General features: G+C 49.6%; 6 protein-coding genes. 4 read left to right on the plus strand and 2 right to left on the minus strand.

All coding sequences use genetic code 11. The features are described 5' to 3' along the window. Window positions 1-216: 216 nt before the first annotated feature. The 3 genes from L6H65_RS04290 (at window position 217) to L6H65_RS04300 (ending at window position 1,913) form a co-directional block, all read left to right on the plus strand. A complete protein-coding gene (locus tag L6H65_RS04290) occupies window positions 217-1,119 on the plus strand; it encodes a transposase (protein WP_236339205.1) in 903 nt (300 codons plus the stop codon). 387 nt (window positions 1,120-1,506) lie between these two features. Beyond that, entirely contained in the window at window positions 1,507-1,662 is a 156-nt protein-coding gene (locus L6H65_RS04295) for a DUF1540 domain-containing protein (RefSeq protein WP_236339206.1), read from the plus strand. 116 nt (window positions 1,663-1,778) lie between these two features. Then, window positions 1,779-1,913, plus strand: coding sequence for a DUF4023 domain-containing protein (locus L6H65_RS04300; RefSeq protein WP_236339207.1), 135 nt, complete (start codon window positions 1,779-1,781; stop codon window positions 1,911-1,913). Between the two features lie 85 nt (window positions 1,914-1,998). Here the strand turns inward: L6H65_RS04300 and L6H65_RS04305 are convergent, their stop codons facing one another. After that, complete coding sequence (locus L6H65_RS04305; RefSeq protein ID WP_236339208.1) at window positions 1,999-3,156, minus strand: response regulator; 1,158 nt, start codon at window positions 3,154-3,156, stop codon at window positions 1,999-2,001. A gap of 251 nt (window positions 3,157-3,407) precedes the next feature. Between L6H65_RS04305 and L6H65_RS04310 the strand changes: the two genes are divergently transcribed. Continuing rightward, on the plus strand, window positions 3,408-11,672 hold the full coding sequence (locus tag L6H65_RS04310; protein ID WP_236339209.1) for a carboxypeptidase regulatory-like domain-containing protein: 8,265 nt from the start codon (window positions 3,408-3,410) through the stop codon (window positions 11,670-11,672). 133 nt (window positions 11,673-11,805) lie between these two features. On the opposite strand, the gene L6H65_RS04315 is transcribed toward L6H65_RS04310, so the two are convergent. Then, window positions 11,806-12,909 carry a DUF3900 domain-containing protein gene (locus L6H65_RS04315; RefSeq protein ID WP_236339210.1) on the minus strand — a complete coding sequence of 368 codons (1,104 nt, stop codon included), beginning with the start codon at window positions 12,907-12,909 and terminating at the stop codon, window positions 11,806-11,808. Window positions 12,910-12,998: the final 89 nt, after the last annotated feature.

Raw genomic sequence — 12,998 nt, forward strand, 5'->3', positions numbered from 1 at the left:
TTTTCGAGAGAACCCCTTCTTTCATCGGGGCACAAGCAGCACAACTTCATGCTCCTACTGAATAGTAGACCCCAGGGTGCCGCCATTTTCTCGACAGCTCTGTTTCCATACATTGATTCCGAACAATCTCATATCGATTTATTTCTTCTTGAAACGAAGTCTACGTTAGTGGAAGGAACTTATTCCAGCCAAGAAGCTCTTTAAGAGGTGCAGCCAATGGATTTCGATGAATTTTGCCGTCATTTTCATAATGAGGAAGCTTGTTTTGATACTTTATATAAAGATAAGTGGCCCAACGGCTACTGCTGCGTGCGATGCGGACATGAACACGCTTCTTTGATACGCACCCGCAGACTGCCTCTCTACGAGTGCAAAAACTGCCGCTACCAAGCCTCGCTGATCTCAGGCACTGTTATGGAAGGCAGCCGCACACCACTGCACAAATGGTTTAAGGCCATCTTCCTTCTTGCATCCTCGGAAGCATGGACTAATGCCGTCAAGCTTGCTGCCACTATTAATGTCACCTACAAAACAGCATGGTTGATTATGCACAAGGTTCGTTTCGTTATGAGCCAAGCCAATGCGCAGGAACTGCTGTCCGGTATAGTACGCGTAAAAGCAGCCGTCTATGGCAAGCCTCATAACCCTACGGTTCATCGTCATCCTAGTGAGCATCCGCTCTTAGTAGGCGCATCGATAAATTCCAGCGGCGAGATGACCCATGTCAAAATGATTCAGGTTCGCCCCGAGCACCTCTCGGCAAATGGCATCCTTCGATCCGGCACCAACGATTTCGTTGCCCAGCATGTGGCATCTCCAACAGCTGGCCTCAATGTCGAGACCAAGCGTTACAACCTCCGCGGTTACCAGCCTTTGCTCCTATGCTGTAAAGAAGCGAGCAACTGGATGAAAGATGTCTACCATGGTATCGGCCCCAAGCATCTGCAGGTATATTTGGATGAATTCTGTTACCGTTTGAATTATACATTACGTAATGAATCCCCTCTTCTGCAGCTATTCAAATTATGCGCATCAGCCACTGCTATTACGTACGAAAGATTAACACGGTCCCACCAGCAATATTCTCAGAAAACCCAGATTGCAGCATCAGCGGCGTAGCCCGACGAATTATCGAAATGTTATCCTCGGCATTTTCTATGGTCATGTTGACGAGGATTGATTTATGCTTCTTGATTATTTAATCATTTTAAAAAATATAAATGAGTTATCGAGTTCTACATGCGTTTGGGTTTGTAAATCAAATCTGAGCTAGGATGACATTTGAGCTAGGGCGCATCTGAGCGAAGGGGATATCTAGGCAAGAGTGATATCTGAGCAAGGGTAACATTTGAGCATAGGTGATATCTGAGCGGGGGGGATAATGGCCAAAAGAACAGAAACCCACTATATTCCCACTGGTTTTCCAAATTAGCTCCAGTTCATTAGGTATAAAAGGGGGCTCCTTCCGACAATCCTATTGAATAGGAAGGATGGAGGTGAACAATAATGGCTAAAGATGTGTTATGCGAAGTAAACTCATGTAAGTTTTGGGCAGCTGGAAATAACTGCAATGCCTCCTCGATCTACGTCGTAAGCAATCGAGGAAAGCAAGCAAGTCACTCGGAAGAAACGGATTGCAAAACATTTGAATCAAAGATTTAGTCGTATAGCGATGCCGACGAGCCCCCTTTTCCAGAAGGGAGCTCGTCTTTTCCCTTCATGTAGTATAACCACAAATGATAATTATTATCAGTGAGAATGACAGGAGGTCTATAATCTTGGGCGACAGTACAAATGAATTTGTTGAAAAAGTACAAGAAACACAGCGTAAGGATCAGAAAAACCGAGAGCATTATGGCAAGGGAACTCCCTCTTCCAAACTCCCAGCAAAACAGCACAGCAAAAATCCGTAATGGCATTAAAAAACGAAAAGCCACTCAGATCGCTCGATTGATGCGCTATCAGTGGCTTTTTTTCTGAACAATTATGTTATCTCATTCACCTTCTTATCTCCGATTCGTTTAGCGAGGTCAGTCCGCTATACCACTCCTGAATCTCGACCTTTGGCTGAAGACCGAGTTCGTCAGCCATGATTTTGCGCAACTGCTCGTACTTCTGCTCTACTAACGCTGTGTCTCCCAGTTTCAAGTACAGCTTCATTAATGCAAAATAAATTTGCTCCGCATGTGGAAATCTGTCAGCAATCCGGCCATAGAGATCAATAGCTTCTGAAAGACGGTTCGCATTAGTAAGCCAGTCCGCAATTTCTTTGACATGCTTATACCAAACATAACGTATTCGTTGGCGCTCGTTCTCTGCCCAAACAAAATCGTAATCAACCAAATAATCGCCGGAATACATCTCCGCAAGCTTAAGATGGTGATCAATGGTTTCTGCAGAGATAGGCGGCGCTTCTCCGACCCCCCGCTCCCAGAGCTCCGTATCCAGGTGAACGTTCTCAATCTCAAGCTTATAGCCCTTCTCATTGCTTGCAACTATGCATTTAATGCCTATAGAGGATAATGTCTTCCGAATCTGATAAATAGCTGTGTAAAGCTGCGTAAATCCACGCTTGTAATCAACCTCTGGCCACAATAGCTCCAACAGCACATCCTTGCGAATGAGCTCTCCGCGTCGATGCAGCAGGAAGGCAAACAGCTCCTGCGCCTTATTCGTTCGCCATCGAAACGGCTCACGCTTTCCTCCTGAATACTCTACCTCCATCCTCTGAAAACAACATAACTTCAGTTCTTCCGGCAGTTTAACGCTACCTTTGTCGATCCGCTCCCGTGGAGAGATCTGCTGCCTTGTTCGCTCAACTGTCAGCTTAAGCCGTTCCAACCCAACCGGCTTCAATAAGTAGTCCAAAGCATTTAATTCAAATGCTTTGATCGCAAATTCATTATGCCCTGTCACAAATACGATATGAATCGATGGCTGAATGCTCTGGATAACTTCTGCAAGTGCTATTCCATCCCGTCCAGGCATCTGAATGTCAAGAAATACAACGTCAAGATCCTGCATGGACAACGCTTGTATAGCTGATTCTGCATCCAGCAGCTCATGAACGATTATAGTGCCCCCAACCTTCTCCAATTGCTTTCTAAGATTAACAAGCGCCAGTCGCTCATCATCAACGATCATTACTCTCATCATAACTATCACCTCAATTCTAAGCGATTTGAATTTGTCACAAATCACCACCATTATAAACCATATATTGTTCACTTTTAACTTTATTTGCAGAATTTCGTCGAATAAGTTCAGAAATTGTTCAGATAAAACTGGTACTATTGTCACGCTCCGCGTCTGATTGTCACAGTTGTGCCGAGGGAGGTGGGTTTTTCGCACGAGATGGCAGTTTGGATGCGCACTAATATGTTTGTCTATGGAGGAAACGTACTATTATGAGAAGAAAGTGGTTATCAGGTTTCATTGCTTTTACAGTATTTTTTCAACTGGTATCTCAGATGCTGAGCATTCCTGCCCTGGCAGCAGGAGAACACAAGTTTACAGGAGCGCTAGGCCTATCGTTCGCAATGGATGAAAAGGAGCTGGCCGTCAATCAAAGCGTCGATGCTGTTCTAGGTAAGGATACCGTAATAGACGTCACTGTGTCGAATAACGACGCCACTCAGTGGGCCTATAATGTTGGTATCGAGCTGGCACTGCCGGACGGGATGAAGGTAAGTGATCACAATGCTGTGAAGCCTTCAAGCATCACGTCCAATTCTGTAGAGGTTCAAAAGGCTTACTGGAGGGATCTCAAGGATCTCGCTCCGGGAGAATCCTATACCTTCCCTGTCACGCTTCAAGCGCTGGAGAATTACCGTTACTTGGACGGCAAAGGCAGCGTTCCTTTCGGTATTCAGCCCAATGTTAATGTTGGCGTGTACGCAAGCAATGATGCCCGCCAGCTCTACGAGCCGGCCCAGGCAGCCAATGCCAGCGCACTGGTCAAATACCGCATCGTGCCCTTTACGGTCAAAATTGAGGATGCCCGCAAGTATGTCAAGGGGGCAGGACCAGATGCTGCACCTCCAGGAAGTGGAGATGAATACGGCTATTTCAATTGGACAATCACGATCGACAACAACACGCGAGCCGCTTCTAACTTCTCCAATTTCCGAAACGAGGTTGACGGTTCTCTTGAAACATACAGCTATGACCACGCACCGACCTCAGAGAACTTCACAGCTGGCAAGCGTAATGCGGTATGGACAGGCCTGTCGGTAGGTGCAGGCGCAACCGAAATTATCCGTTTCAAGGCCGCATTTCTGGAGAATACCCCTGCTGGCACGCTGCTTGCCGACGGTACTACTGTCACAAGCTCCATTATCTATAGCGCGATTGTGGAAGGGTTCTCCCTTAGCGGAAGTACGGAGTACACAGCAATGGCTAAGGATGTTATCATCCACAAGACAGTTGATGTGACTCATGCAAGCTACGGCGATACATTGACCTACAATCTGAAAGTGGTCGCCAATGAGTATTATGATATAACCGATGTACTGATTACCGATATCATTGGCGATGGACAGCAGTTCAGCGGCTATATCGGTACGGCTGGAACACCTGCATCGCCTACTCGCAGTCCCGATGGAACAACTGTTCTAACATGGGATGTGGGTACGATCGCAAAAGGCACCTCTGTATCGTTTGGCTATACGACCGTGGTCGAATCAAGCTGGGATACTTCTTACTCCAATGGTCCTGTATATGCCGGGGATAATCTGGTCAACAATGTTGAATTGACCGGAAAAACCGTAGGAAAATCCGGCGATGTAAGCGATCGCGACGAGACTCAGGTTAAGGTCAATACACCAAACATATCAGAGCGGATTGTGCAAATCAATGGCACGACAGGACTGAATTTGGATGAAGCCAATGTAACTGTCGGCGATACGATCACATTCGAGGTTAATTATGATGCGACTGGCGTTAGTGCTGACCAGCATAATGTTGTCGTGTATAATTTCCTCCCGCTAGGCACTCTGCCTGATTTTGATGGAGACGGCGATGTTGATACAGCCGATCTTGAAGAATTCAAGCTGGGCGGGATAACTCCCATCTATAATGCAGACAAGCTGCTGCTCATTTGGGAGCTCGGTGAATTGGATGATTCGACTACAACGCTGACGGCCAACGTCAAAGCAGTCGTTCAGGACAGCAGCACTTATGTTGCCGCTGACAAGGGAGCCGAGAATCTGGTCAATCTCTCCTACCGCAATTCACCTCAACAAATTGAAAGCAACCGTGCCAGCGTTCAATTGAATTTCGTTGAGCCTGAACTGGTCATCGAACGGTGGGTGGATACAACGCCTGTTCCTGTCGACGTCAATCCGCCGGTTACCGTTGTAAGCGGCCAAGAGGTCACCATAACGGTAAAGCTGACTAATAATGGTGAATCGGATGCATACAATGTAAGCTTCAAAGATACGCTGCCGTCGGAATTGACGAATTTCAATCTAATATCAGGAGCTAATTGCTCCATTGTTGGATCAGAAATTAGATGCACTCCGGCAACGCCGATTGCAGCGGGGGGCTCTTACACCGTTGTCTACAAGGCGAATGTAATCGATCCAATCGGTGCCGCTCGCGGCATCAAGGAAGGCTCCAAAGTCACCTATGACGGGCAACCGACAACGACCGGTGTTTATCGGGATTATGAAACAGTCGAGGACTCCCATACAACAATGCGAGTCCCAAGGGCTTCTATTACGAAGACCTGGATCGATTCGGCAACAGGCAATCAGAATGATGTCCGTATCGGCGACTGGGTCGTTTATAAGATCGATGTAACGATTCCAGCAGATGTCGTGGCATATAACAGTGAAATCATCGACACGATCCCAACTAACCAATCGCTGTTAACGGCATTCTCTGCTTACAATACCGGTACGAATACCGGTACGGAGCTTATTCCGGGAACGGGAGTTGGCCAATATAATCATACATCGCCAACCGTATCAATTGCATTCCCGGCCACTGCCACAGGGGGTACGACGTATACATACTACGTCAAGACCTTAGTTAACCAAATTACAAGCGGCAATGAGGAGCTGCAGCAATCGAAAGCAAGCTACAAATGGCTCGATCATTCGGTCTCGGGAGCAGTACGGTCTATTGATTCCGGCAATGCTGCAGTCACAGTCAAAAAACCGAATCTCACCTCTGTCGTTAAGCAGACGTCCAGCGTTCCCGATACGCCTGCCGCAGTAACGATGGGCAAGGACGATATTACAGCGCTAACTTACAAGATCGTGAACAACGGCCTGAATGCGGCTTTTGATTTCACGCCAACTGTAACGCTGAGGCCCGGCTTCGAATTTGTAGATGCAGGGGGAAATCCCGATGCTGCAGGTGTTACCGGCGATATTAATGCCGGATATACCAAAACCTACGCGAAGCTTGACTTAAACGGCGGAGGCACGTCACAGTCCTATAATTTCCATGTGCGGCTCGTCGATTTGAAGGGCTCCGGCTCCTCTCATCCCGTAATCGGACGTACAGGAACGTATTATGCTACGCATGATGCCTATACCAAGGATGATGATGGGATTGCGGGCAACGACCCGACAGCATTCGAGAAATTCACAGAGCATCAAGCGCAAGGCATCATTGCGACACCTGCCGTTACGCTAACCAATGCAATCACAGCGACGAGCAATGGCAGCAGCCTGACGCAAATACGTCCGGGAGATACGCTGGACTACAAGCTGACCTTAACTGTTCCGGAAGGCACGCAAGCGTACAATGTAACAGTTAGCGATCTTTTCGAAGCACCGAGCAACTTCGAGATTATTGGCTACACGGTTGACCCTGTCAGTATCGCTGTTCCGGACAGCAGCAACTGGAACGCCGGGTTGTTCACCTATACTCTTGGTGATGTCGATGCTTCAGGCGGCGAGAAAGAATTCGCCATTACGTTCCATATGCGGGCCAAGTCAGATGCCGACAAGCCTGCTCTAGGCGACTACAGCACGACTGCAAAAGCCCAGTGGTCCATAAATGACAGCGATCCAACGTTGACGCAAACAACAGCGAATCAACCGACTGAGATTGAGGTTATTGAACCAAGCGTCAGCATCGCGCCTAATCCTATCATTGATTCTGTATTCTCAGATACCAATGACATGATACCTGTAAGCTTTACGTTAACAAACGCAGGCGATAGCGCAGCTTATGCGACAAAAGTGGAGCTTCCTATTCCAACCGGTCTGGAAATTGTGAATACAGTCGCTCATCCGATCTCGGACAGCGGCACAATTACAGCCGGTAAGATCATCTGGACTGGCTTAACCATTCCGGCGGGCGGCACAGAGGTAATTACTTTCTATGCCAAGCCGGGTACATTTGGCGCCAAAACAGCAGATATTGAATTGATCGCAACCCTTCTTAGGTTCCAATCAACCCCTGTCGATCAGCCCGGCCAGGATACAACTGTATTCGAGCCGAATATGCCGGCAGAGCAGCATCTATCGATTGCGGCAGTAGAGCTCCAGCATGTGCTGACCGCAACGACGAACGTAGTTCTGGACAGTGTGCGTCCTGGCGATGAGCTGACGTATGAGCTGACAGTCGATATTCCTGGCGACAGTCCAGCTTATAACGTCATCCTTAACAATAGCGGTCTGACCGAACAGACCATCCAGAGCGTCACTGTTAACGGAGCGCCAATAACGGCGGATGGCAATGGCGATTATCCACTTGGCAATGTTGCCGCAGATACTGTCGTCACTGTTGTCACTCGAACGGTTACAAATACGAGCATCTCGCAAAATCCGTATGCGACATCGTTCAAGCCAACCATCACGTATGCATCAGCAGCGGCCGACTCGTCGTCGCATCAAGCGACAACAAGCGCCATTACTACTGATGTCATTCAGCCGAACCTGTCCATTCTGCTCAACTCTGACGCGACGGAATTCGCTGCAGTAGGCGACACGATCACTCTTTCGGTAGTGGTCGATAATGTTTACGGACTCAGTACGGCTTACAACTCAGTCGTCAAGATCAAAGTACCAGACGGCATCTCCATTCAGTCCGTTGGCAACAGCGGCAATCCGTCGGATACCGTTGCTTCCGACGATCAGAATGTGACATGGACCATTGCACCGATAGGCGCGGCTGGATCGCGCGTTATCACTTTCACTGTAACGGCTGATAACGAAACCGCAGTCGGTGCGGCTTTTGATATCGAAGCATCAATCATCCAGTACAATTCACTGCCTGACGGAACAGGCAAGTCCTACGGACCGGTGACGACGAATGAAATCGGAGTCGTTGTCCTTGGCAGCCATGTGCTGACAGGCCATGAAGCGGTATCGCTGACTGCGGGCCAAAGCAAGCCGTTCGCCCATACGCTGAAAAACACAGGAGCAGGCAGCGATGAATTCATCATCACTGTAAGCAGTCCTTTCCCTGCGGACCTGTATGCCGGCAACAGCAAGATCGCATCCGGCTCGCGTATTGACGGGGTTTGGGTATGGAACAGCATCGCCAGTGGTTATGGCAACAATGGCAACGTGATCATTCCAGCCCATGCGGGTGGGGTTCAACCGCTTACGCTCGATGTGCACGTTCCGGAAACAACGCCATACGATAACTCTGCGGCACATGTCATTACAATGACTGCAACAGCAGTCCACACTGCGCGGGTCAGCTCCGTTCAGGACGAACTGACAGTTACAGGCATACCGCTGGACGGATGGAGCGGCCATCAGGAGCTTGCGGGCTGGATCATTCCTGTCTATGGACATGGTGATGGCGCGAAGCTTCAAGCGTTTACGGCTGTCAATGCTGCTGCAGTTACAGCCTATTATGTAGACGGTGAGATCAACAAAGAGATTCAGCTCCAGGTTGCCAACTCATCGAGCTACATCAATGACGGCTACAAGCGTTGGAGCGGCATTACGATTCTGCCTGACAACATTGCGCCGGGCAGCAAAACCGTTACCTTCGTTGCTTACAGCCATATCGGCGACAGATTGGAAACCGACGCGCCGGAAGGCCTTGTCGGAGGCAACAACCCGTTTGTTGTTCAAGCCGATCTGAACGTTGACGGACATATTACCGATTCCGTTACGAACAGCCCGATGGCAGGCGTAACGGTAACACTGTATGACCCGCTCAACAATGTTGTAGTAGCAACAACGACAGCTGATGGAAACGGTTATTACAAATTTACAGATGTCGCGGTCAATGATTATGAAATTCGCGTTCAGGCCGTTGGTTATGCGGACGCTGCAGTCGCCTTCTATGCGCTGGCGGATAATGGCGCATCAACAACGATAACCGTTGATGTCATGCTGTCACCGTTCTACATTACGCTTGAAGCGATTCCAAGCTCATTGCTTGGCGATGGAAACGCGCGAACGAATCTGATCACAACGATCAAGGATAAGGATGGAAATCCGGTCGCTAACGCTCCGGTTACATTCGCATCGCCGCAAAACCGCGGATCATTCCCGGATGGTGTCAACGCAACGACGGATGCCAACGGACGCGCTTCCGTGCCGTTCCAATCCGAAGCCATCACGGGTGTAGATTCTGTACGCTTCCCTGTCGTCGTCACGGTGAACGACCCGGCGCGCGGTCTGAAAGCTACGGATCAGATCATTATTACCTTTGATCCAGGAGCTGTAACAGGCATCGTTACCGAGATGGTCAATGGCGTATCCGTTCCGGTTAGTGGAGCCATAATCCGGATTACCAAAGACTTCGACAATGACGGCAAGCTGGATTTCTCCGCTACTGCGGTAACGGGTGCGGACGGCAAATATTTGATAGCTGTGCCGCGCGGCAACTCTGTCTATGATCTGACGGTTACGAAGCCGATCAAGATCGGCAATGAAACGCAGCTGATCTCGTTCCCTCAAACGGCAACAGTAGGCGTCGTCTCCGCAGCCGGATATGAGCTTTTCCCATCCAACGAGGCAGTCAGCGGCGTTCTGCTGTCAGGCTCCACGGAACGGGGAACCTCGCAGTTCGGGTCTGCTATCTACAATAAGATGATTGGCTACTTGCTGGATGAGAACGGCAATGTTGTAAAGGATGGAACAGGCAGCCGCCTGCAATTCCCGATCAACAGCAACGGCTCCTTCACCGCACAGAATTTGCCGGACGGCAAATATAAGCTTGTCATCGCTTATGTATTTGATAGCAATCACGAAATTATTGTGAATCAGAATGCCCAAGGAGGCTATCCGCCTCTGGAAATTTCGAGCAATGGCGAGATGAACATCACGTCTGAGCTGATTGATCCATACGGAACAGTGACAGATGCTGTAACAGGGCTGCCGATTGAAGGCGCGCATGTGCAATTGTATTATGCCAACACACCGCGCAACATCGCGCATCCTGACGGACATACGCCCGGCACGCTCGTTATGCTGCCGATTCTGGTCGGCTTCGCGCCTAACGACAATATTAATCCGCAGGATACCGACAACAAGGGCGATTACGCCTACATGGTATACAGTGAAACGGATTATTATCTCGTCGTTACGAAGCCCGGCTATTACACGTACACAAGCCCGATGATTTCCGTCGAGTTTGCAATCGTGCGCCATGACCTGCAGATGCAGCCCGTGCCAGCACCTGGCCCAGGAACGCCTGTTACGCCAGTCACGCCAGTTGCTCCTCCTGCGGATACAGCCGAAGCAAACCTGGCTGTAGAGCTTTACACAGACCGTCCTTCGTATCCGGAGGGAGCTACAATCACGTACACGATTGAATACTTGAACCGGACGAATGCCGCAGTGAAAGGCGCCTTCATCGAAGCGCAAATTCCTGCGAACACCGTCATTGAGGACGCTATGGGCGGTAAAGTGACAGGAAATGTCATCCGCTTCGAGCTTGGCGATCTGGCCCCGAGTGCGGCAGGAACGCTGACGTACAAGGTAAGGGCCTCAACAGAGCTGGCAGAAGCCGAGGTATTGGCGGATAATACGGCCACTATCGGAGCGGTGACGAAGCTCGTCGAACTGGCGGATGATCGTTCATCCATCCAGGTCATGCTCTTCTCCTCCCGTTTCGGAGAGCAAAAGCATGAGCGGTATACCAAAGGCTATCCGAATGGCAATTGGCTGCCGAACCGTTCCATTACAAGAGCAGAGATCGCAGCGATTTTCGCGAGAATTATGAATCTTGAGGATACGGTAAAGGGAACCTCCTTCTATTCGGATATCAAACCTGGCTTCTGGGCTGCGGAATATATCGAAGCTGTATCACGCGCAGGCTTGTTCAGCGGATATGCGAACAATGCCTTCAAGCCTGACCAGCCGATTACGCGCGCAGAGCTGAGCGCTGTTATCTTCCGTTACTTGAAGCTGCAGGAAAGCACACCGATCAAAACTCACTTCAAGGATACGAATGGCACTTGGGCTGGCAATATGATCGAATCCATCTACCGGCACCATATCATTACGGGGTATAAGGACGGCACTTTCAAGCCTAATGCCCTCATGATCAGAACAGAAGCCGTTACGATGATCAATCGCTTATTGCATCGCGGTCCGCTCGCGAATGTACAGCAATCATTCCCTGATATGCCTAAGACACATTGGGCATTCGGACATGTACAGGAAAGTGCGGTTACCCATCAATTCAGCCGAAATGCTGACGGCTCGGAAACGATGACCAAATATATTCCAGAGCAGCTGTGGTAATTAGCATCAGGGCACATTAAAAAGCGCACGTTCTAAAACGATCCTTGGATCGCCTTTAGAGCGTGCGCTTTCTCTATTGCTGCCTATACTCTATATTGACTCCGTTCATCGCTGCGACAGGCTGACAGGCAGCTCAGAATGGCGGCTCATCAGCGTTGGAATCCGCCGCTGGCTCCTTCTTCTTGCGGCCGACCAGCTCCAGCACCTCCAGCAAATCCGGCGGCTGCAGCAGCTCAACCGGCGACATGCTGCGGTCGAATTGAAAGGCGTCTCCTTCAATCAGCGCCACGTACCGGCCATTATATACGGCAAAATGAATGGACTGTCCGAACTCTGACAGCGGCCCTTTGACCGATACGCTGTCCAGCTTGAACGCAACGCTTAGATCAGGCTGATGCACAATTAACCGCTCCGCAGCCGCAGCAACCTGCTCCGGAGACCATTGCTCCTGCAGCTCCCGCTTCTCACTGGCAGCCCATACTTCATAACGGCCTGCCTCCTGCTCTCGCTCCTCGCCTTCCTGTCCCTGCCACTTGTCCTCCATATATTCATGAACCATCGTCAGCACTTGCTCTGTCATTAGCTCCGGCATCGCCTTCTCATAGCTGACGAATCGCAGGAAATCCTCGAAGTATCGGGCATGGGAAGCCTGATGGATTTTGAGCTCCCAAGGCTCCAGCATCCCTTCCTCCGGCATGAACGGGTATTGAATCGACTTCATATTCCGTGCGCTAATGGCCATCTCCACATGTGAGATCAGCTTCTTCTCATCGGCGATACGGGCAATTTTCGGCTCGAAATCACATTTCAGCATGAACAGCAGCGGCTCGTCCGTATGCTTATTCGGTGTTGCCTTCACAATAATGAATGCTCCGCCGCGAACCGCCGCTGCATCCATATACAATCGTACCAATTCATCCGCAAAATCATGAAACTCATTGTTCGTATCTGCCTGACGCAGCCGTTGGAGCAAATTATAATTAGGGTTGCTGTCCAGCTCATAGCCCGGCTCTACAATAAACCGACCGATCTTCGTCGGCGCAGCCTCCGTGCTGGGATGGCGCTCCGCCTTCCGCTTGCATATCCGTTGAAATTCGCCATCAAGGAACGATTTGAGCTCGCTCTCCGCATATTCAGACCCATCCAATGTTTGAAAATGCTTGAACGCCTTGCCTGCTCCATCTGATCCATCACCTTGTATAACAAAAAAAGACAAATGATGCACAATAAAATCCATCTGTTGACTTCCCCTTCACTACTTGGAAAATGAGTTGCAGCTCGCAGCCCGAACAAGGAGCCTTCCTCTCGCTTATACAGCCAGCCCTT

Origin of the sequence: Paenibacillus plantiphilus, assembly GCF_927798095.1 — a bacterium.
GTDB lineage: Bacteria > Bacillota > Bacilli > Paenibacillales > Paenibacillaceae > Paenibacillus_Z > Paenibacillus_Z plantiphilus.